Here is a 21,882-nt window from a genome sequence, read left to right on the forward strand (position 1 = left end):
GGCTTTTATTGAAAAGTGCTGGCATTTTCATTTTCGTTTGAAAATTTAAAGCTGACTCGTTCAAAGCCGTTGTTTAGAGTTTGAGCATGTTATCATATTTTTAGATATATAATCCAATATTAAGTAGTAAAGCAAATTAAGACCATTACTAAACTATTTATTTCGTCAATTAATTTTCTTATTCAATACTCTCTTGAAGTGCTTTAGAAGTAAGTGAGTTCTTAGAAAGTAATTATAATTTTGCTTAATGTAAGCATTTTTTCACTTAGTTTTTGGGCTTATATAAGTAATATTATTTTATCTGTTAAAAATGGTAGTAAAAGGATTAATAAAACTTGAAAAGTTAAACAATGATTAAAGATCAAATACTTAATACATAAAAAAACAAAATGACCTTAAAAGCAATTTATAGTAATTAATTCACTTTCAAATTAAAGTAGGCTTATAACATGAATTCAAAAACCCGTAAGCTCCTTTTAGCTGGTGGTGCAGTACTTATAGCTGGTTCAATGCTCTCAACTGCAAATGCAAACACTACGGAAGTCCAAGCGGTATCAAAGGTAGATTTAAATAAATATCTTGGTACATGGCATGAAATTGCACGTAAGCCGCTATATTTCCAGAACAAATGTGATTACAACGTCACTGCTAAATATTCTTTAAATGAAAATGGTAACGTGAAAGTAGATAATAGTTGCTATAGTGCAGACGGCAAACTTAACCAATCAATTGGTGAAGCATATGTTCAGAATGCGCCAGCCAACTCGAAACTTAAAGTGAGCTTTTTACCAAAAGCAATTCGTTGGTTGCCAGTAGGCCGTGGTGATTATTGGGTTCTAAAAATTGATGATGACTATCAAACTGCATTAGTTGGGTCACCAAATAAAAAATATCTTTGGGTACTCAGCAGAACTGCTAACCCTGACCAGGCCACAGTTGATGAATACTTAGATTATGCAAAATCCATCGGTTTTGATTTATCAGATCTGATTAAGACTAAGCATAAGTAATAATCCAATAAGTCCCCATCATGGGGACTTATTTCTAAATAATACAATGTAATTTATCTGGCCATGAACGTAAGAATATAAGGCCCTTTGTATCCCTTCTATTTCAATCCCTGATATCAGCGTCTATTTACTATAGGCTGAATGCTCACTCACATTGAAATAGGATAATATTCTAATGACTACTATTAATGTTGAAAATATTAAGAGCCATGCAGATGTAATTGCTTCATGTGGGACTAAAGTTGGTGAAGTAGACCACTTGCAAGGTTCGGATCAAATTAAACTGACTAAGCATGGTGATGGTCATCACCACTTAATTCCAGTTTCATGGGTTGGTGAAATTACAGACAATAAAATTGTACTGACTAAAGACTCTCAAGAAGTTAAAGATAATTGGATTGAAGCTTAAAACCCTAATCCTAAAAAACCCTCTTAATGAGGGTTTTTTCATATCTGCTGTAATAATCATTGGAGGAAGTTAGTCTTTATCTAATGTATGAGGTGTTGTCGTCTCTTCATTTTCATTGCTGTCTTTTTGCTGGCAACCTACCAGCCCCAATACGAATACCACGCTTATAATGGCTAACGTTTTCATACTTTAGGCCTATATATGTGTTAAAACTCTACACTAACAAAGCATGACGATTACTGTGTAAATTTATGAAAATCATTGATGAGATAAATAATAAGAAAGTCCTTAAATAAAGATTTTCATAAATTAATGATTGTCTAGATTATGAAGTTATCCCTACATACAAATAATTAAATTTCACGCAGGCCAGTAATTCTTGTGCTGGCGCTAGACGTATAGCGTCCTCCTCCTCCTCAGCCTGATCAATTAGTTCTAAAGGTGGGAATGGTCTAAAGTATTCCATAAGTTTAGCTCCTATTATTGAGCGTGACTTAATCCTGCTCTAGCTTCGATGATGATTTTTTGAATTTCTTCCCGTCGTTGTTTCTTCTTTTCATGGTAAATCCACACAGAAGAAATCAACACACTTATAATTAGTCCGCCAATCAGTACTTGTAGTCTTGTAAAGGCCATTTTTTATTGCTCTTATCATGTAGTTTTCATTTAATTAAATTAAGCATTTAAATATTAAAACTTAATGGCAATTAATGACAAAAACCCGTCAATTATTGACGGGTCAAGACATGACATGTCATTACATGTTTAGTAAATATTTTTTTAGAGAATTTGGATATTGCTGGCTTGCTTGCCTTTCTTGCCATTTGTAATTTCAAACATTACGCGCTGACCTTCCTCTAGTATTTTATAGCCATCGATTCGTACTTCACTATAGTGTGCAAATAATTCTTCACCAGTATCGGAAGCAATAAATCCAAAACCTTTTGTACCGTTGAACCACTTCACTGTCCCGTTTGTTAAATTAGACATTCATATTTCCTTTAAGTAATTATAAGTTTAGAAATTGCTGTAAATATTAATTAACAAGCATATTCAATATAACCAATAATCCTTAAATATGAGGATACAACTGTTAGATCTATGTGAATCAAGTTCTTGTTTTATTTCGCAATTACGCACAAAAGTGATAAATTTCTCTCATATTAAGGTAATAATCAGATATAGATTGTAATATTCGATCATTCACACTTTCCATAAATTGAATGAAAAAAGCCCCACATATACATGTGGGGCTTCACCCAATTCATTTGCGCTGATATGAGCCAGTAAATTATAAAGCACTTTAATCAAAATATGTATTCAAAATATATCTTTAAAGCTAATTAATATAAACTATCGATTCAACTGCGTGTATGCCCATTTTAAAAATTTATCTTTATCATGAAAGTTTGGTACATTGATTAAGTGAATAAAACTCACTGCTCCAAATTTACCCGCAATCTTTTTAGGATCAACAATTTCAAAATCATTGTCATTACCTAAATTAAGTTCTTTGAAAAACTCCAGAACCTTGTTATGCAAACCTTGCTGTGAATGTTCAGTTCGCTCTATCAGAAAATCATAAATCTGGCTTAAAACATGTAATTCAAAATTTTTATTCATGACTTTCTTCTCATAATTGTTAAGGTTGGAATCCCAAACTAACGGTTATTATGAGAAAATTAAAGTAATCTAACATCCTGAAACAATATGCTTTGAAATATCTAATTTAAGATAACTCATGTTTTTTTTAAGCTTTTAGTCAGGCCTTTGCCCGCCCCATATTGATATCTGCAAGTTCAAATCTGTGAAATCGATACCCCAATTCTTCAGCATGGTCATAACGATCCATACTCCAAGCCTTTGTTGCTAGTTTACCCTTGCGACCTCCAGACCATGGACCAGTTGCTATTTCAATTAGCATGCGATGTTCGATGAGGTGTAAATCAAAACGCCAATGTTTGGTACTTTTGAAATGAAAGTACTCCTCATACTTCATTTCCATCCGGTCTAATATTTCTTTTAACCTCTCGAATGCTTCTAAGTATTTTTCACTGGCTTTAGGTAAAGGCCTGGTGCGTGGTTTCTTTTTGGGACGTATCTTTTTGGTTAGCGCTTTATATACATCAGGCTCCATATTTCACCCAATAAAAAACCTCCCGGAGGAGGTTAATTTAATTGCATGTAAAAATTAAAATAACTTAAATATTTTTCCAGTTTTATCACTGTAGAAATGCATATCAAAGCTAGGCTTAATTATTTCATCATCTATATTTAGATAACGGACGCAATCCCCAAAACTATTTGGCTCATCAGATGACTTTTCGCACATAGCTTCTAGTGTATAGACAGCGCCATGTTGATCAACCACATCTAACATTACTTTGTTTAATAAAGTTTCCATGTATTAGCCATCAATCCCAACGATTTCACTCGCTTGGAAACCACGTTGACCTCTTGATACGCTAAATTGTACACGCTGACCTTCAGCAAGTGATTTGAAACCACCTGAAATGATTTGAGAAAAATGAGCAAAAACTTCTTCGCCGTTATCAGCCGCGATGAAACCGAAGCCTTTAGTATCGTTAAACCACTTAACAGTGCCTGTAGTTAAATTTGACATAATAATTTCCTTTAATAATATTTAATATAGAGTTCTTGAAAAAATTAAGAAAATAAATAATTAATTTATAAATAATTTAATTAAAAAATTTTAGCTCTAAGTTGTTCAGGTTTAAGAGTGAGAGTTTAAAAATACAATTTATATAGTTTATTTAGTTCTGTATAAAAAGATTTACCATCAATATTTAAAGTTAGCTTTTGTCCTGACTCTAGGACAACTTGTTTAGCAACTTCAACTAAAGTTTTACCATTCAAATTGCTTTGAATTTTTTTTAACGGAATAATATTCACACGAATTTCATCGCCGTTAGTTGCTGAAGCAGTAGTCCAGCCGTTAGATATGTTCATTTATTGACTCATATAATGAGCTTTTGTAAACAGAATAGTATTAAAAATAAAACCAACTTTAATTTTGGAGATTGTTCACTTAAGAAAAATTTAAACTTATGATATTTACAGTAGCTATGAAATTTAAGAAAAGATATAAAAATTAAATCATTATCTTAAAAATATGATTTAAGGAAAACCCACGGATAGCTGCAGGCCTCCCTTGATCGGCATGATGCGAATTCATGCTATGCGTTAACTGTTTGAATTTGATGCTTGAACATCAGAATGGAGGGAATACGCAATTCCGTTAACAACTCAAACACTACCGTTCCGCTTACGGATTCGATCAAACACACTATATCAGATATATTAATATTCACCTAACCTTATTTCAATTTTATTTATATTTGTGATTTTTATATTCTCTTCCTGCTAGCTATCCAATATTTGTGTGATAATCATTGCAATACTTTATGTAAATTTCTAAGTCGTGTTTTGCCTGTACTTTGTCTGTCATATAGTCAACAAAAAAATCCCGCTACTTCCTAGCGGGATTTTCTGAAACTTTAAATTATTTTGAGTCGTTATTTCTTTACTTTTAAACAACTCTGACAAAAAAATTAAATTTCCATCAAAGCACTTTCGTGTAACCATCTCACTATGTATACTAATCATACATTTTATAAGTTGTAACATTTTAATGGCCCTTGATATATTAAATTAATTATTTAAATTTAATAACATAAAATATTATTTAACCAATCGTTTCATTTCACTTAACCTTATTTCCTTGTTTTCCGTATGAACTACAAAGCAAATAACGATTAAACTAAAGAAAAATATTGTAATAAGTATTTTGAAGCTTGTACCCATGTGAACAAAGCTCAAAAAAATTTTTACGGCTAAATTTTTATGTTTATTAACTGCGGTTAACAACCCAACACAGTTGCCTTACACAACTGTGATATTGCTAGCTTGTCGGCCTTTTTTTCCTTGAGTAATTTCAATTTGTACACGCTGGCCTTCTTTAAGTGCTTTATAGCCGCTCATGTTTATTTCACTGTAGTGTGCAAATAAATCTTCACCACTATCAGATTGTATAAATCCAAATCCCTTACCTTCATTGAACCATTTCACTATACCACTGGCATTGTTAGTCATTTTTTATTCCTAATGTTTGAGTTTGTTATTTCATACTCTTTAGTAATACTTAGTATTTCATACTCTTTAGCAATACTTAGTAAGTTATTTAGTTAGTTTAGTTGCTCATAAGCCCATTTTAAGAACTTATCCTTTTCTCGAAATAAGGGTACTAATCTAAGATTGATTTTAGATATGCTCCCAAATTTTCCATAAAGGATATTTGGCTCCGTTTGTATGACGTCCGATTGATCTCCTTGAGAAAGTTCTTTGAAAAACTCCATAGCTTGGTTATAGGGTGTTAATTTTTCGAATCCTTCCCGTTCGACTATAAAATCATAGATCTGCCTTAAAACATTATGATCATATAGATTGGGCATTTTGATTGCTCGATATAGAATTGTTGTTCTATAAATCTAACTAAATTGTATAAATTTAAAAAGTGCGAAATAGTTCAAAAAATAAAAAATTAATGTAAATTAAAGATATTAATTTTATCCATTTTAAATATCTAGCTAAACCATTGTTAAGTTTAATTAAAATACATAACCTAAAAGTCTTAAAAGTTATTTTTTTACAATTTTAAAAAATTAAAGTTTTTATATCGTTAAAGGCTTTGTTGCACAAACCTACCGGTAAGGTCTTATTCCGCAATATAATTCCTAGATGAACAAACCTACGTCCAAAATCTTTCGTACGTGGCGCTTCTTCTTTCATAACATCTTGCACAGAAAAACTTTGCTATCGTTTTGGCTTTACCCATACACAAATGAATTAAAACCATCAGCTCTATTTTAAATTTATTCAAAAATTTATATCAATATTTTTGATAAAAAATTTAATTATGTAGTTTTATTTACTAAGCTTTTTATTTAAAGCCAAAGATGTTGGTAACCAACTTAGATCATTTTGGATTAATAAAATAGAAATACACAACTAAGCATACTAGCGAAATCGTTGAAATTAAAAGATAAGTGCCCGTTGTATTAAAGCTTTTTAGAAATTTAAATAAGTCCATCATTTCTTCCCCCCATGAAAAAACAGATAAATTATACTAAATAATATCTGGGGGATTAAATAGCTGTTAGTCGAATAGCGAAGACGACACGATCAAGTGGTCATTAAAAATACATATCTCCTTTAAATCTAGATTTATATATAAATTTGAGTCTGTCAAATACAAAAAAAACAGCTCCCAACTCAATGAGAACTGTATTTTTAATACTACAAATTGATCGAAATTAAACGGCAAGTACTTTCACAATAATGGTTTGCATGTCTTCATTTTCTTCCGCCAAATAAACACGCTTTAACTCTTTGCTTTTCACTTTGAATTGATGATTTTGATACTGAATTACAGCCGGAATTTGATCAAAATACAGGCTATCTGCGTCTAATTCTTCTTGAAAAAGTGGCGTGCCCAATTGATAGTCTAGGCTTTTTAATACTACATATTTAACAGTCGTTTTCATTGAAATAAACCTACTTTTGTTACGCTCTTTATTTTAAGTTTTAACATCGTTTTCCTTCCGAAGAAACCTTTATTTCATATTTTCGTACAGCTTCTAAACAATCACGCTATTTTCGTGAATTCCACAACACACACAGTACCAACTTAGACTTTTAGTGAAATTACAGACGAGCGAAATCAATGCTAAAATTTTAAGAATACTAATGATCATTCACCATTCTACTTTGGGGTAAGCACGTGCTTAAACAGTGTTGCGATGCTTTAGAACAAAAATCCATGACCATCGCGTTTATCGAGAGTGCAAGCTCTGGTTATTTATGTAGTCAATTTTCAATTTATAAGAATAGTGGTGCAGATATCTTATTAGGTGGACTAGTGAGCTATGATCCATCGATCAAACGTGAAATTTTAAAAGTAGATCCTTTACTAATAGAAAAATTTACGGCCGAATCCGCAGAAGTGACTCAAGCGATGGCTGAGCAAGGACAACAACTATTTTTACATGCGGACTTCGTGGTGGCCTGCACTGGATTACTCAAACCCGGTGGCAGTGCAACCGTAGAAAAACCCGAAGGAACATTTTATATTTCAATTTTACATGATGGTCGTATCTATAATTATCATTATTTTATTTTGGGTACGGCTTTAGAACGCTTAGAGCAGTTAACTGAAAATGTTGCTCACAGTGTATTAGACATCTTAAATGCAGAATAAAACATACATAATCTTCATATTTAAATATCATTTTGCATCGCATACTGTATTGAGGAATTTACTTATCAGGACAAGAAAATGCAGCTACGTCATTTCAATGCATTCGCAATTAGCACCCTACTTTCCTGCTCTGCTTTCGCGACGGTAGGCGGCCCTCAAACCATTGAGGTTTTAGGTTTTGATAAAAAAGACCAAAAAATCTATTTAATGCGTCATTTTGAAGATGGTCGTGGTCGTTTACCACAATTATATTATTATCAATTAGATAGCAAAAAACCGACGCAATTAATTACAGTGAAGTCTTTGTATATTAATCCAAAGACAAAACGGATTGATTACGATCAAGACAGCACCCAGTTTAATAAAGAAATCGCGAAAATAAAAAAACGTTTAGTCAAATTAACACCAGTAAATAACAATAATGCTCGAATACAGGTATTAACAACCATGAATGGCACTGCAAAATCATGGTATGACCCCACTGAAACCATTGATAAATGGACCTATCAATATCGTGTTAAAAATTCGCAGTATAAAAGCGCTGTACAAAAGGCTGAGACCTATAAAGAAGGTTTAAAAATCTCTAAAACTTATCGTGTAGTGCAAAAGCCTTTTTATTTAGTAACTGTTAAATATCTAGGGATTCCATTTGAAACAGGATATAGCGTTGAAGATCCAGTTTTACTAACCAAATAGATTGTTAAATTAAATAACAAATAATAAAAAAGCCTCTTTTGAGGCTTTTTTATTACACTTAAAATTATGCTGCAGAACGCTCTGCAATTGGCACAACTTTACGTAATTCCGGACCTGTATAGTCCGCACTTGGGCGAATAATACGATTGTCCGCACGCTGCTCCATTACATGCGCAGCCCAACCTGTTACACGTGACATTACAAAGATTGGCGTGAACAACTTGGTTGCAATATCCATGAAATGATATGCAGATGCATGGAAGAAATCAGCATTACAGAATAATTTCTTCTCACGCCACATCACTTCTTCACAGCGCACTGATACAGGATAAAGTACAGTATCACCGACGTCTTTTGCTAGGCGTTCAGACCATTTCTTGATAATGCCATTACGTGGATCGTTATCTTTGTAAATCGCATGACCAAAGCCCATGATCTTTTCTTTACGCTCAAGTTTGCCTAGCATTTCTCGCTCAGCTTCTTCTGGAGACGTCCAGTTTTCAATCATTTCCATTGCAGCTTCGTTTGCACCGCCATGTAATGGGCCACGAAGTGAACCAATTGCACCTGTGATGCATGAATGCATATCCGACAATGTTGATGCACATACACGTGCTGTAAATGTTGAAGCGTTAAACTCATGCTCTGCATAGAGAATCAGTGATACGTTCATCACTTGCTCATGCAATTCATTTGGTTTTTCGCCACGCAGTAAATGTAAGAATTGAGCACCGATTGAATCATCATCGGTGTTTTCTTCTACACGTACGCCATCATGGCTGAAGCGATACCAGTAGCAGATGATCGCAGGAAGCGTTGCCAAAATACGATCTGCAACATCTTGTTGTTCATCGAATGATTTTTCAGTTTCAAGGTTACCTAACATTGAAACGCCTGTACGCATCACATCCATTGGGTGTGAGTCAGCAGGAATACGTTCTAATACTTCTTTCAATGCTTGCGGCAATTGACGCAATGATTTGAGTTTGGCTTTGTATGCTGCTAGTTGTTCTGTTGTTGGCAATTCACCAAAGAAAATGAGATACGCAACTTCTTCAAACTGACAGTTTTCTGCCAAGTCTTGAACGTCATAACCACGATAGGTTAAGCCCGCACCACTTTTGCCTACAGTTGACAATGCAGTTTTACCAGCTACTTGTCCGCGCAGTCCTGCGCCCGTGAGTACTTTTCCTTCAGCCATTTTTATTTTCCTTCAGTGAACAATTTATCTAAGGTGTTTTCAAAAGTGTGATAATCGAGGAATTGATAGAGTTCTTTTCGTTGTTGCATTTTATCCAGTACATTGACTTGTGTACCGTCATTGCGGATCGCATGCATTACTTCTAGTGCCGCTTTTTGCATTGCACGTGTTGGTGATAATGGGTAAAGCACCATTGAAATGCCTTGCTCACCTAGTTCTTCTTTGGTGTAGTAAGGGGTATCACCAAACTCTGTAATGTTTGCCAGTACAGGGACACCGACTGCATCGCAGACAGTTTTGTACATGGTAATATCAGTCATTGCTTCAGCAAAGATCGCATCAGCACCGGCTTCTACACATGCACATGCACGGTCAATCACTGCTTGCAAACCTTCTTTTTGCAAAGCATCTGTACGTGCCATCACTACAAAGTTTGAATCAGTTTTTGCATCGACAGCCGCTTTAATACGGTCAACCATTTCCTGCTGCGTCACAATTTCTTTGTTCGGACGGTGTCCACAGCGTTTTTGCGCGACTTGGTCTTCGATATGAACCGCTGCTGCACCCGCAGCAATCATTTGTTTCACAGTACGAGCAATATTAAATGCACCGCCCCAACCTGTATCGATATCGACAAGTAATGGTGTATCTACACGTTCAGTAATACGACGAACATCTTCCAAAACATTGTCTAAACTGGTCATGCCTAAGTCAGGTAAACCATATGAATAGTTCGCAACACCTGCACCAGATAAATATATGGCTTTATAGCCAACTTCTTTTGCCATCATTGCTGCATAGGCATTTACTGTGCCAATGATTTGTAATGGTTTTTCGATTTCCAATGCTTGTCTAAATCTTAAGCCTGCAGACGTTTGTTGTGTCATATTCCTTTCCACGGCATTTACTTTAATTTTCGAAGTTTGAGTATATCCATATTTTTTTCCAACTCTATGGCTTTGTAGAATATTAACTCTAAAACTTTAGTCAAATATTTCACTTGTCACCTATCTGTTGTTATTCTTTAGTCAAAGATCCCTTATTTATGAGCAAAGCAGAAAAGAACTGATTTTTTTGCTATAATTATCGTCAGCTCAGATCTTTTTTTGTTAAATATTATCACTTTATGCAAGATTTAATACACATTGAACCTTTAACGCATGACCAGCCACAAACGCGGCGCGGACATGAACGATGTGTTGCGCTTTTAGAAAGTGCTACGGAGCTTTTTTTAAAACGTGGTTTTGATGCAGTTTCATTAGATGACATCGTGAATCATGCAGGTGGTTCAAAAGCGTCAATCTATAAATATTTTGGTAATAAAGACGGATTATTTAAGGCCATTTGTGACTATCGTCGCTGCTTATTTTTCAAAGATATTTGCCTACCATTTACGGTGAGCCCTGACACCGATATTCGTGCTTATCTCATCAATACTTTAAGTGACTTTCATCAGCATATCGTGATGCCTGAAAATGCGGCATTTATGCGGTTAGTCTTAGAACAAACAGGACGTAATCCTGAAATAGCACGTTATATTCATGAGCAAGGCCCAAAACAAATTCAGAACACCGTTGCAGAAATTTTGTATAAAGCACATCAACACGGTTTGCTGTATTGTGAAAACCCACTATTTTCGGCTCAATTTTATTTTGGAATTTTGCGAAATTTAGAATGGCGCGTTCTCATGGGCATCAGCATTGACGAAAATGATCAAGAAACCATCAATTACATCAGTTATTGCGTCGATCGTTTCCTAGACGGTCACCAAAAGCGCTAGATTTTTTGCATTTTACCTCTCTTATAGTATATTAATCGATTCCTTTTTCTCTAACCAACCAACAACTAATTGTTGTTTTGTTTTTTGATTCAGCAATTATTGTGGAGTAACAATGGCTCTACGTCACTTTCTAACTTTACGCGATTTATCGACTTTAGAACTTAACCAAATTGTACAGCGCGGTATCGAACTCAAGCGCAAACAGCATAACAATGAAGTTTTCCAACCTTTCGTTGGTAAAGTCATGGGCATGATTTTTGAGAAATCGAGCACCCGTACACGTGTATCGTTTGAAGCAGGAATGAGCCAATTTGGTGGTAGCGCAATTTTCCTTTCATCTCGCGACTCTCAATTAGGTCGTGGCGAGCCAGTAGAAGATTCTGCACGTGTGATTTCAAGCATGCTTGATATTGTGATGATTCGTACTTTTGGTCATGACATTGTTGAACGCTTTGCTTCTTATTCAAAAGTTCCTGTCATCAATGCATTAACAGATGATCACCACCCTTGCCAATTACTTGCCGATGTTCAAACATTTGTTGAACACCGTGGTTCTATTGAAGGTAAAACGGTTGCTTGGATTGGTGATGGCAACAATATGTGTAACTCATATATTGAAGCTGCTCATATGTGGGGCTTTAAATTAAAAATCGCTGCACCTAAGGGCTATGAACCTAAAGCAGAATTTCTATCTGAATTTGCACACTGTGTGGAACTTGTTGATTCTGCCGAAGATGCTGCAGTTAATGCAGATTTAATCGTTACAGATGTTTGGGCAAGTATGGGCCAAGAAGAAGAGCAAAAAATTCGTGAAAAAGCGTTTGCTGATTATCAAGTGAATGAACGCCTGATGGATCTTGCTCACGCTGACTGCCTATTTATGCACTGCTTACCTGCGCATCGTGGCGAAGAAATTTCTGAAAATATGCTTGACCACAAAAATGCTGTGGTTTGGGATGAAGCTGAAAATCGCTTACATGCACAAAAAGCACTTGTTGAATTCTTAATTAACGAAAATCTTAAAAAAGACTAAGGTTTTACTTAGATAAATGAAGCACCTTCGGGTGCTTTTTTTGTTTTTGCATGCTTTAATAAAACCATAACTTTTATAAGTGATTAAGATTATGCGTTTAAAAAATATTTGCTTATTGGCTCTTGGATTGAGCTTATCTACTTTTAGCTTTGCTGGTGAACCAAGTGAATTAGATCAATACTTGGTGAAAAATCAGATTTTAGATAGCAATTTTAAAATTAAAAATAAAACAGCTTTAAACGAAATACTGGCTGCCATTAGTGATGAAGATTCACGCACTCTTCCCTATCAAGTTGATCAGAATATGTTGATGGAAAAAATGGAAATGGAAGCGGATAAGATTGAAATTGATGGTATTATCACCACCCCTGATTTTGCGCAATTTGAACAATCAGTCGGTGAACATAAGGTGAAGCAACTCATCAAGCATAATTCACTCCAAAACTGTGAATTACTATTCGAGCATCAATTTCAACGTGTTAATCCATATAAAATTGAAATGGATCTAAGCTCGGGTAGCAATCAATACGAAATTATCATTAAAAATACAGAGTGCAAATTTAAATAAATATCTAATTTCTTACAGCTCTTGGTTTAACTTTTGCATTGTTTAACTTAACGAATTAAACCTTGAGGCTGTAATACAATCACAGCTGCGCCCACCAACACAATGACGCCACCTAGCATATCCCAACGTGTTAGAACTACGTGATCGACAAAACGCAACCACAGCAATGCAGAGAAAATGTAGATTCCGCCATAGGCTGCATAGATACGACCCGAAGCTGCTGGATGCAACGTCAATAACCAAACAAATGCAGCCAATGCAAGCGCTGTTGGAATCCATAACCACTGCGATTTTTTCTGATTTAAAATCAAATATGGGAAGTAACAGCCTAAAATTTCCATCAGTGCTGTCAGTGCAAATAAACCAAATGTGGTCAGCACTTTTGTTAATGGTATGTCCATCATTGAGAAACCCAAATCTAGCGTCGAATAAATATAAAAAACCCGTGCAAGCACGGGTTTTTCGTTAATTAAATTACTTAAGCAGGTTCAGCGGTTTGGTCTTCAAACACTTCGAGTTTTAAGCCCACAGCTTTGCCATTTTCTTTCTTCACTGAAACACCAACATTACCGCCATGTTCCGCAAGCTCGCCAAACAAAATCATTTCAGCAAGCGGTTTCTTCAAATGCTCTTGAATTAAACGCTGCATTGGACGAGCGCCCATCAAGCGATCGTATCCTTGCTCTGCCATCCATTCGCGTGCATCTTGGTCAACCTCAAGAACCACTTTTTTGTCATCTAACTGTGCCTGAAGCTCTGTTAAAAACTTATCAACCACACTTTCAATGACAGTTGTTGGCAATGCTTTAAATTGAATAACACCATCTAAGCGGTTACGGAACTCCGGAGAGAAGGCTTTTTTCATCGCGTCTTGGTTATCATTACTGTTATCTTGATCCATGAAACCAATGCTCACACGTGAAATTGATTCTGCACCAATATTGGTAGTCAGCACTAACACGACGTTACGGAAGTCAGACTTACGACCATTGTTATCCGTTAATGAACCATGATCCATAATTTGTAATAACAAATTAAAGACATCTGGATGTGCTTTCTCAATTTCGTCTAGTAAAAGTACGCAATGCGGATTCTTATGAATCGCGTCGGTCAACAAACCACCTTGATCAAAACCTACATAACCCGGAGGCGCACCAATTAAACGAGATACGGCATGACGTTCCATGTATTCCGACATATCGAAACGTACAAGTTCAACGCCTAATAATTTTGCCAATTGCTTAGTGACTTCAGTTTTACCCACACCTGTAGGACCAGCAAAGACAAAATTACCCACTGGCTTATCTGGTGCTTTAAGACCTGCACGAGATAATTTAATCGCAGATGCAAGCGCTTCAATCGCTTCATCTTGACCAAACACCACACGTTTCAGATCACGCTCTAGATTTTCAAGAACGCTCTTGTCATCTTTAGAGACAGTTTTTGGTGGAATACGCGCAATTTTCGAAACGATATCTTCAATGTTTTCAACTGAAATGACTGTATCATCTTGCTCAGCTTTTAAACGACGCTGTGCACCCGCCTCATCAATCACATCAATAGCTTTATCAGGCAAGAAACGATCATTGATAAATTTCGCAGATAGTTCTACCGCAGAAACCAACGCTTGATCTTCGTATTTCACATGATGGAATTCTTCAAATTTGCCTTTTAAGCCACGCAGAATATCAATCGTTTCTGAAATAGATGGTTCATTGACATCAATTTTTTGGAAACGACGAGATAATGCATGATCTTTTTCAAAAACTTGACGGTATTCTTGGAAAGTCGTTGAACCGATACAACGTAAAGTACCATTCGCCAAAGCTGGTTTGATGAGGTTCGATGCATCCATCGTGCTGCCCATACTTGAGCCTGCACCGATGATCATATGAATTTCATCAATAAATAAAATTGCTTCGGGCTTTTTCTTCAATGCATTTAACAGTTGTTTTAAACGCTTTTCAAAATCACCACGGTATTTAGTTCCTGCAACTAAAGCACCAATGTCTAAACTAAATACTTCTGCATTTTCAAGCGGTTTAGGAGCTTTACCATTTACAATGAGCCAAGCCAAACCTTCAGCAATAGAAGTTTTACCTACACCTGGGTCACCTACCAAAAGCGGGTTGTTTTTACGACGGCGGCATAGAATTTGAGCTGTACGTTCAATCTCTTTTTCACGACCAATTAGTGGATCTGTTTTGCCTTTTTGAGCTTCAACATTGAGATTGGTCGTATATAGCTCTAATGGGCCAGAATTTGAAGACGTGGTGCTTTCACCATCGAGCTCTTCGATTTCTTCTTCGGCTTGAACTTCATCTTTACGTGTGCCATGTGACAAATACTGCGTTAATGTCAAACGGTTGATTTGATGGCGTTTAAGTAAATACACCGCAAATGAATCACGCTCTGAATACATCGCAACTAAAATGTCTGCACCTTCTACAGTGCGGTCATTACCACTCGATTGCACATGGAAAATTGCACGTTGCAAAATGCGATCAAAACTTTCTGTAGGATGTGGTGCTTGATCGCTATTTTCGCCAAGCTTAGGGGTATGTTGTTCTACGTATTCTTCAAGTTCTTTGCGAAGCACAATAATGTCTGCGCCACATGCTTTCAATGCATTAACAGCGGAATCATTATCCAGTAAAGCCAATAATAAATGTTCTACCGTCAAAAATTCATGTCTCTTTTGACGAGCCATGCTGACAGCCAAACGTAGTGATACTTCTAATTGACGACTGAGCATGTAATCCCCTTATTAATCTTTTGGCTCAATCTGACAAAGTAATGGATGACTTTGCGACCGAGCGTAATTATTGACCTGATTTGCTTTAGTCTCTGCGATGTCTCGCGGATAAACCCCTGCAACACCCTTTCCTTCATAATGTACAGTTAGCATTACTTGAGTGGCTTGGTCAAGATTCAAAGCAAAGTATTGTTGTAAAATTTCAATTACAAAGTCCATTGGGGTGTAATCATCGTTCATTAAAACGACAGCATACATAGGAGGACGCTTTAACTCAGGTGGCGCAGTCAATACTTGAATGTCTGAATCACCATCATCCTGCGTACCTTGGCTGAGAGTCGGGTTTAGATGCCAGTCCACTAAACCAGATTGGTAAAATGAATTTTTAATGTCAGATAAACACGTTTGACGCTTATTGGTTCGCATAGGATTTAGGTTTCACACTTAGTTTGCACTTGCTTCAGTTTGAGGAATTTCTGAAAGGAAGGCAGATTGATTTTCAACAGGCTGACCTTTCGACCAGCTAAAACGGCGAATAACTGGTTTAGAACCTGTTAAACGCACTTCAATAAAGTCTGGACTAAAGCCTTTTGGCATGGTCCAACGTCCAGTGAGTCGTTCACTTTCGCCAAAGTTAAAGTTTTTGTCCTCTAAAGGCACTGCAAGTACTTCTGTGCCCTTAATTAGACGCAGCTCAACACTTCCAGATACATTACTTTTTGACGGGCTAACTTGAACAAGATCTAGTTGGTATTCATACGCATTTTCAGGTAACGGTTTAATCGCTAAATGTTGTACTGCAAGAGGCATACCACCACGTTGGCGCAATACTTCACGATACAAAACACCTAAATTACCGGTTAATTCTTGATCGTCACGTGCTTTTTTAACAGCCAAATATAAATCATTTGAATTACTTACAGCGACATCACGCTCTTGAATTGCCGCATTCAAACTTTTATTCAGGCCTGCTAATTCAGTTTTTTGCTTTTGCACCACATCAACAAGTTGCTCTGCATCTGCATCATAACCGACCACAGTTAAGCCCTGACGATGACCGATACTATATCCGAGCAAACCGCTGCTCAATGCAAGTACAACTGCACCAATCGCCAGTGGCATATTCGTCTTCATAAAAGGCGTTTTTTCACTGTTTTCAGGTTCTGACTTGAAATTAGATTCTGTATTCGACATCGTCATCTCTTATTTTTAGTTCACTCAAGGCACACATTTAAATCCAGTTTTAAATGTGTGTGAAGTTTTAAATCGTTTCTTATGGTAATAAACCAATGCCTTGAAGTCCTGCATTTTCAGCAAAACTAAACATCAAGTTCATATTTTGTACGGCTTGGCCTGCAGCACCTTTCACCAAGTTGTCTTGAGCCACCAAAATCACCAATTTTTTCGGTTGAGGCTTGCAAATCGCAATACGTAATTGGTTCGCACCACGCACAGTACGTGTTTCAGGTGAGCTACCTGCAGGCATCACATCTACAAACTGCTCATTGGCATAGAACTGTTCATATATGCTTTGTAAATCCGCAGAAGCACCTGCGTCTGTCAAATCAATATAGATAGTGCTGAGCATGCCACGAATCATCGGTACTAAATGCGGTACGAATAAAATTTCGTTAAACACACCTTTTTGACCTGAAATATTTTCTAAGGCTTCTACTATTTCGGGATGATGACGGTGACCCGCTACACCATATGCTTTAAAGTTATCTGCATTTTCAGAATAGATCATACCTAGGCTGGCTTTACGACCTGCACCAGACACACCTGATTTTGCATCAATAATAATGCTTTCAGGTTTCACTAATCCTTCGGCTTTTAATACTGGCGCTAAACCGAGCTGAACAGTTGTTGGGTAACAACCTGGGTTACCAATCACTGAAGCCTTTTGAATTTTTTCACGGTTTAATTCAGACAAACCATAAACTGAATCTTTTAATAGCTCTGGACAGGCATGGTCTAAACCATACCATTTCTCAAATTGAGCTAAGTCTTGCAAGCGGAAGTCTGCTGCCAAATCGATCACTTTCGTATTTGCAGCGACCAATTCTTCTGCATGCTTCATTGCTACACCATGCGGCGTCGCAAAAAATACAACGTCACATTGTTTTAGTTCTTCAATATTTAGATCTGAATAGCAAAGGTCTGTATGTCCACGCAAGCTTGGGAACATATCATCCACACGGCGGCCATTTTCAGTACGCGAAGTTAAAACTTTCACTTCCGCATTTGGGTGTCGCAGTAAAATACGCAGTAATTCAACACCTGTGTAACCTGTACCGCCGACAATACCTACTGAAATCACGCTCATTACCTCTATTCAAAGTATCCATTTGATGACTGCGTAGTATGACAGGAAGTTGAGGATTTCTGAACTGTTTTGGTTGGGTTTATTTCTTCATACAGGATAAATTTATAAAAAAACAATAGTGCTCCATAAACTGCTTCAAGCTAGGATTACAGAAACTAAGTAGCGAGTAGTAAATATAAGTTATCTAGTCAAAATAAAGTTTGATACGATCTACCTTTAAACTAATTATTTTATTGTCTAAATACCCGTATTCACTTAATAGAATTTCATCTTTAAAAAAGATATCTCCTACTGATAAAGTTCCGTTATTTAACATCCCAATAATTTCATAAGCAAAAGACTGATCAATATTTCTAAATTGAGGTGAGTTATCTGTTATCTTGGGTACATACTCATCAAATATTTCATATTCTAATTCAACATGATAAACACTATTAACGTTGAAAACAAAATTATAATCACTACAAAAAACGTTTAATATTTTTCCATCAACTTCAATCCAAAGTGATTCTTCAACATGCCCATCTTGAGACAGTATTTTAATTTTATAACTCATTTGTATACCCCCTATTTTTCCACCCACCACCAAGGCATTGCCGTCATTTTTAGTATTTTTCGATGCTGCTGAAAATTTATATCATGCTTTTGCACTTCAGCCCAAAAATTTAGACTATGATCAAAGTGCTTAGTATGCGCTAACTCATGTACAGCCACATAACGCGTGATTTCCAACGGAAAAAGTACCAGCCCACTATTCAACATAATGTCATGCTTTGCAGAACAGCTGCCCCAGCGAGTTTTGGGCTGACGAATTGAGCAATCACCATATTTCAAGCCTGTTTCACAGCTCACTTGCTTTAAATAAATTGGTAAATACTCTTTGGCATAAGCAATCACAAAGCTTTTTAAATATTGCTCAGGCTGCCGAACACTGATGAAAAGCTGATGCTTTTCTTCATCTAAGATGAATGAGTTTTTTTGTACTTTATAAACAATGCTCAGAGGCTGCTCTAAATTGAATAGTTTTAATTCTACTGGTAGAGTTTTATCAATCTGCCCTGTTTTTTCCTGCTGCTTCTGCCATGTCTCAATCATCCATTGTTCCGATTGTTTAAGAAAATCTTGAACTTGGCGCTGTGTACAAAACTGGGGAACCGTTAATTTAATTTGAGTTGGTTCTACACGCAGTCTTAGGCGTGTGGCACGTAATTTTCGGGTGATTTGAATTTCAGGAAGGTTGGGAGTCATATTTTTTATTAATTTTAAATCCTCCCTAACCCTCCTTTTACAAAGGAGGGAAAACCACCTAAATAAATTCAGGTGAAAAGTCCCCCTTTATCAAAGGGGGATTTAGGGGGATTCTAATAGAACAGATTAAACCGCAGTACGCTCTTCAATACCGTTATCAGTGGCTACAACAGCAATATCCGCCTTGTTTAGAGCAAAGATACCGTTACACACTACACCCGGAATGTCATTCAAAGTCTTTTCAAGCTCTAAAGCATTTAAGATATTTAAGTTGTGTACGTCTAAAATTACATTACCGTTATCAGTTACTACGCCTTCACGGTACACAGGGTCGCCGCCTAAAGAGACAATTTTACGCGCAACAGCAGAACGTGCCATTGGAATCACTTCTACAGGAAGCGGAAATTCACGTGCCAACTGATCAACCCATTTAGAATCATCTACGATACAAACGAATTTTTTCGCAATTGATGCAACGATTTTTTCACGAGTCAACGCAGCGCCGCCGCCTTTAATCATGTGCATATGACGGTCGATTTCATCAGCGCCATCCACATAGGCATCTAAACCACCAACATGGTTCATATCAACCACTTCAATGCCTAATTTTTTCAAACGTTGTGCAGTTGCTTCAGAACTTGCAACAGCAGCTTCAAGTTGAAGCTCTGGCAATAATTCGATGAGGAAGTTCACAGTACTTCCTGTACCAACACCCAAAATGCCGCCCTTTGGCAAATGCTTTAACGCAGCTTTTGCGGCAGCTTGTTTCTTTTCATCTTGGGTAGCATACAGACTCATAACTTGGCTCAACTATTTTTTGACATTTGTTGCTGATTTTACAGCCCAAATGTACGGGTGTTTGTTACAATGAACGCCTATTTTAAACTGTTAGATGGAAAATTAACATGCTGTCTCGTTTGGTTCGACAAATATTACAGGCAACGGTCTATGACGTTGCAATCGAAACCCCACTCGAAGCAGCGCCACGAATTAGTGAAAAACTAAACAATAACATTCGCTTTAAACGCGAAGATTTACAACCTGTCTTTTCTTTCAAGCTACGCGGTGCCTACAACCGTATTAGTCAATTACCGAAATCTCAGTTGGAACGTGGCGTTATTACTGCTTCTGCAGGTAACCATGCTCAAGGCGTGGCATTATCTGGTAAAAAGTTGGGTATTCGCGCCATTATTGTTATGCCTAAAACCACACCAGACATTAAAGTACAAGCGGTTAAACGCTTAGGCGGTGAAGTGGTTCTGCATGGCGATTCTTTTGATGTAGCCAATAAATACGCAATCCAATGTGCAAAAGATGAAGGTATGACCTTTATTCCACCTTATGACGACGAACTCGTTATGGCCGGTCAAGGAACCATTGCCAACGAAATTTTGCGTCAATGGCGTGATGTAGACTATGTATTTGTTGCTGTGGGCGGTGGTGGTCTCATTGCCGGTGTAGCTGCTTACTTAGGTGATGTGGCACCGCATGTTAAAGTCATTCCTGTTGAATATGACGAATCAGCATGTTTAAAAGCAGCCTTTGAAGCTAATGAACGTGTCATTCTTCCATCTGTAGGTTTATTTGCCGACGGTACAGCAGTTGCTCAAATTGGTGAAAAACCATTTGAAGTGATTCAGCTACAAAAATCAGATAACTCAGGCCCTATTGTTGAGCGTGAAGTTGTACTGGTAAATACCGATGAAATCTGTGCAGCGATTAAAGATACCTTTGATGAATGCCGCAGCATTGTAGAACCGTCAGGTGCAATGGCGCTTGCAGGTATTAAGAAGTATGTTGCTGAGCATGGCCTAGAAGATAAAAATATGGTGTCGATTGTTTGCGGTGCAAACATGAACTTTGACCGCTTACGCTACATTGCGGAACGTACTGAACTCGGTGAACGCAAAGAAGCCATCTTTGCTGTGACCATTCCAGAAGAAAAAGGTTCATTCCTCCAATTCTGCCGCGCACTACAAGGCCGTAATATCACTGAATTTAACTACCGTGCAAGTAACTCAAGTGCCGCTCAAGTCTTTGTGGGTATCAGTCTAAAAAATGGCGAGAAAGAACGTCAGGAAATTTTTGAAACCTTAAAATTCCAATACGATGTAGACGATCTTTCTGATGATGAAGTGGCTAAACTGCACATTCGTTATTTGATTGGCGGTCATGCCGATATCGAAAATGAACGATTATTCCGCGTGGAATTCCCTGAACGTCCGGGCGCATTGCTGACTTTCTTAGAACGTCTTGGCCCGACCCATAACATCACCCTATTCCATTACCGTAACCACGGTGCTGCTGAAGGTCGTGTATTGGTGGGTATGGAAGCAACGGATGCGAAACAAAACCCAGATGGTTTAATTGAAACATTGGAAAATATTACCTACCCATATGTTGAGATTACCAATAACCTCGGTTATCAACGTTTCTTGAAATAAATAAAAAGTCTATATGAAAGCTGGGATCTAGGTTCCAGCTTTTTTATTTGTATCAATTCTTTTCTGCATCAAAATAAATATATTCATCTATTTAATTCATCAACGCTGTGATTGTTGTTAATTCAACCACACCCT

The 21,882-nt window shown here is 36.8% G+C and carries 26 protein-coding genes and 1 pseudogene; 8 read left to right on the forward strand and 19 right to left on the reverse strand.

Annotated features, from left to right (window positions below; genetic code table 11):
- The first annotated feature begins 449 nt into the window (after window positions 1-449).
- Window positions 450-1,010 (forward strand): lipocalin family protein, encoded by a 561-nt coding sequence (locus FTT92_RS03170; protein WP_078190805.1) that lies wholly within the window; start codon window positions 450-452, stop codon window positions 1,008-1,010.
- A gap of 175 nt (window positions 1,011-1,185) precedes the next feature.
- On the forward strand, window positions 1,186-1,419 hold the full coding sequence (locus FTT92_RS03175) for a DUF2171 domain-containing protein (protein WP_078193451.1): 234 nt from the start codon (window positions 1,186-1,188) through the stop codon (window positions 1,417-1,419).
- Between the two features lie 480 nt (window positions 1,420-1,899).
- Here FTT92_RS03175 and FTT92_RS03180 read toward each other — a convergent pair whose 3' ends face one another.
- From FTT92_RS03180 to FTT92_RS03220, 9 genes and pseudogenes are all read right to left on the reverse strand, one after another.
- Entirely contained in the window at window positions 1,900-2,055 is a 156-nt protein-coding gene (locus tag FTT92_RS03180; protein WP_180171438.1) for a hypothetical protein, read from the reverse strand.
- A 144-nt stretch (window positions 2,056-2,199) separates the two neighbouring features.
- The gene (locus tag FTT92_RS03185; protein ID WP_180115730.1) at window positions 2,200-2,409 is read right to left on the reverse strand and encodes a cold-shock protein; all 210 of its coding nucleotides are present in this window, start codon (window positions 2,407-2,409) and stop codon (window positions 2,200-2,202) included.
- Between the two features lie 363 nt (window positions 2,410-2,772).
- Window positions 2,773-3,042, reverse strand: coding sequence for a hypothetical protein (locus FTT92_RS03190; RefSeq protein WP_078193453.1), 270 nt, complete (start codon window positions 3,040-3,042; stop codon window positions 2,773-2,775).
- Window positions 3,043-3,211: 169 nt separating this feature from the next.
- Window positions 3,212-3,556, reverse strand: a pseudogene (locus FTT92_RS03195) (hypothetical protein); the annotation flags it as partial.
- A 54-nt stretch (window positions 3,557-3,610) separates the two neighbouring features.
- Complete coding sequence (locus tag FTT92_RS03200; protein WP_078193454.1) at window positions 3,611-3,823, reverse strand: hypothetical protein; 213 nt, start codon at window positions 3,821-3,823, stop codon at window positions 3,611-3,613.
- Between the two features lie 3 nt (window positions 3,824-3,826).
- On the reverse strand, window positions 3,827-4,042 hold the full coding sequence (locus FTT92_RS03205) for a cold-shock protein (protein ID WP_180171439.1): 216 nt from the start codon (window positions 4,040-4,042) through the stop codon (window positions 3,827-3,829).
- A 125-nt stretch (window positions 4,043-4,167) separates the two neighbouring features.
- The gene (locus FTT92_RS03210; RefSeq protein WP_067766975.1) at window positions 4,168-4,389 is read right to left on the reverse strand and encodes a transposase; all 222 of its coding nucleotides are present in this window, start codon (window positions 4,387-4,389) and stop codon (window positions 4,168-4,170) included.
- Window positions 4,390-5,322: 933 nt separating this feature from the next.
- A complete protein-coding gene (locus FTT92_RS03215) occupies window positions 5,323-5,532 on the reverse strand; it encodes a cold-shock protein (protein WP_180171440.1) in 210 nt (69 codons plus the stop codon).
- A gap of 1,220 nt (window positions 5,533-6,752) precedes the next feature.
- Window positions 6,753-6,983: a hypothetical protein gene (locus FTT92_RS03220; protein WP_078190858.1), complete on the reverse strand. Its 231-nt coding sequence runs from the start codon at window positions 6,981-6,983 to the stop codon at window positions 6,753-6,755.
- A gap of 236 nt (window positions 6,984-7,219) precedes the next feature.
- Here FTT92_RS03220 and FTT92_RS03225 point away from each other — a divergent pair, with 236 nt between their 5' ends.
- Window positions 7,220-7,696 carry a CinA family protein gene (locus tag FTT92_RS03225; protein ID WP_180171441.1) on the forward strand — a complete coding sequence of 159 codons (477 nt, stop codon included), beginning with the start codon at window positions 7,220-7,222 and terminating at the stop codon, window positions 7,694-7,696.
- 78 nt (window positions 7,697-7,774) lie between these two features.
- Window positions 7,775-8,392 carry an aminotransferase gene (locus FTT92_RS03230; RefSeq protein WP_180171442.1) on the forward strand — a complete coding sequence of 206 codons (618 nt, stop codon included), beginning with the start codon at window positions 7,775-7,777 and terminating at the stop codon, window positions 8,390-8,392.
- Between the two features lie 64 nt (window positions 8,393-8,456).
- Here the strand turns inward: FTT92_RS03230 and prpC are convergent, their stop codons facing one another.
- The gene (gene prpC / locus FTT92_RS03235; protein WP_078193462.1) at window positions 8,457-9,593 is read right to left on the reverse strand and encodes a 2-methylcitrate synthase; all 1,137 of its coding nucleotides are present in this window, start codon (window positions 9,591-9,593) and stop codon (window positions 8,457-8,459) included.
- A 2-nt stretch (window positions 9,594-9,595) separates the two neighbouring features.
- Window positions 9,596-10,480, reverse strand: a complete 885-nt coding sequence (prpB, locus tag FTT92_RS03240) for a methylisocitrate lyase (protein ID WP_180094557.1) — start codon at window positions 10,478-10,480, stop codon at window positions 9,596-9,598.
- A 239-nt stretch (window positions 10,481-10,719) separates the two neighbouring features.
- Between prpB and FTT92_RS03245 the strand changes: the two genes are divergently transcribed.
- From FTT92_RS03245 to FTT92_RS03255, 3 genes are all read left to right on the forward strand, one after another.
- Window positions 10,720-11,373: a TetR/AcrR family transcriptional regulator gene (locus tag FTT92_RS03245; RefSeq protein ID WP_180171443.1), complete on the forward strand. Its 654-nt coding sequence runs from the start codon at window positions 10,720-10,722 to the stop codon at window positions 11,371-11,373.
- Between the two features lie 112 nt (window positions 11,374-11,485).
- A complete protein-coding gene (gene argF / locus FTT92_RS03250) occupies window positions 11,486-12,406 on the forward strand; it encodes an ornithine carbamoyltransferase (protein WP_078193464.1) in 921 nt (306 codons plus the stop codon).
- Between the two features lie 91 nt (window positions 12,407-12,497).
- Window positions 12,498-12,974: a hypothetical protein gene (locus FTT92_RS03255; protein WP_180171444.1), complete on the forward strand. Its 477-nt coding sequence runs from the start codon at window positions 12,498-12,500 to the stop codon at window positions 12,972-12,974.
- Window positions 12,975-13,021: 47 nt separating this feature from the next.
- Here FTT92_RS03255 and FTT92_RS03260 read toward each other — a convergent pair whose 3' ends face one another.
- The 8 genes from FTT92_RS03260 to rpiA all read right to left on the reverse strand — a co-directional run bounded on the left by FTT92_RS03260 (window position 13,022) and on the right by rpiA (window position 20,101).
- A complete protein-coding gene (locus FTT92_RS03260; protein ID WP_180005569.1) occupies window positions 13,022-13,375 on the reverse strand; it encodes a YnfA family protein in 354 nt (117 codons plus the stop codon).
- Window positions 13,376-13,452: 77 nt separating this feature from the next.
- Window positions 13,453-15,729: an ATP-dependent Clp protease ATP-binding subunit ClpA gene (clpA, locus tag FTT92_RS03265; RefSeq protein WP_078193466.1), complete on the reverse strand. Its 2,277-nt coding sequence runs from the start codon at window positions 15,727-15,729 to the stop codon at window positions 13,453-13,455.
- Window positions 15,730-15,741: 12 nt separating this feature from the next.
- The gene (gene clpS / locus FTT92_RS03270) at window positions 15,742-16,155 is read right to left on the reverse strand and encodes an ATP-dependent Clp protease adapter ClpS (protein ID WP_078188641.1); all 414 of its coding nucleotides are present in this window, start codon (window positions 16,153-16,155) and stop codon (window positions 15,742-15,744) included.
- An 18-nt stretch (window positions 16,156-16,173) separates the two neighbouring features.
- Window positions 16,174-16,923, reverse strand: coding sequence for a hypothetical protein (locus FTT92_RS03275; RefSeq protein WP_180171445.1), 750 nt, complete (start codon window positions 16,921-16,923; stop codon window positions 16,174-16,176).
- 79 nt (window positions 16,924-17,002) lie between these two features.
- Window positions 17,003-18,055 (reverse strand): N-acetyl-gamma-glutamyl-phosphate reductase, encoded by a 1,053-nt coding sequence (gene argC, locus FTT92_RS03280; RefSeq protein WP_180084340.1) that lies wholly within the window; start codon window positions 18,053-18,055, stop codon window positions 17,003-17,005.
- 184 nt (window positions 18,056-18,239) lie between these two features.
- The gene (locus tag FTT92_RS03285; protein WP_180120001.1) at window positions 18,240-18,611 is read right to left on the reverse strand and encodes a hypothetical protein; all 372 of its coding nucleotides are present in this window, start codon (window positions 18,609-18,611) and stop codon (window positions 18,240-18,242) included.
- Window positions 18,612-18,622: 11 nt separating this feature from the next.
- The gene (locus FTT92_RS03290; protein WP_180171446.1) at window positions 18,623-19,303 is read right to left on the reverse strand and encodes a SprT family zinc-dependent metalloprotease; all 681 of its coding nucleotides are present in this window, start codon (window positions 19,301-19,303) and stop codon (window positions 18,623-18,625) included.
- 126 nt (window positions 19,304-19,429) lie between these two features.
- Window positions 19,430-20,101, reverse strand: a complete 672-nt coding sequence (rpiA, locus tag FTT92_RS03295) for a ribose-5-phosphate isomerase RpiA (protein ID WP_078188646.1) — start codon at window positions 20,099-20,101, stop codon at window positions 19,430-19,432.
- Between the two features lie 107 nt (window positions 20,102-20,208).
- Here rpiA and ilvA point away from each other — a divergent pair, with 107 nt between their 5' ends.
- Window positions 20,209-21,747 (forward strand): threonine ammonia-lyase, biosynthetic, encoded by a 1,539-nt coding sequence (gene ilvA / locus FTT92_RS03300; RefSeq protein ID WP_180171447.1) that lies wholly within the window; start codon window positions 20,209-20,211, stop codon window positions 21,745-21,747.
- The last annotated feature ends 135 nt before the right edge of the window (window positions 21,748-21,882 follow it).

The sequence above is a fragment of the Acinetobacter sp. YH12023 genome (genome assembly GCF_013420135.1).
GTDB classification, from domain to species: Bacteria; Pseudomonadota; Gammaproteobacteria; order Pseudomonadales; family Moraxellaceae; genus Acinetobacter; species Acinetobacter amyesii.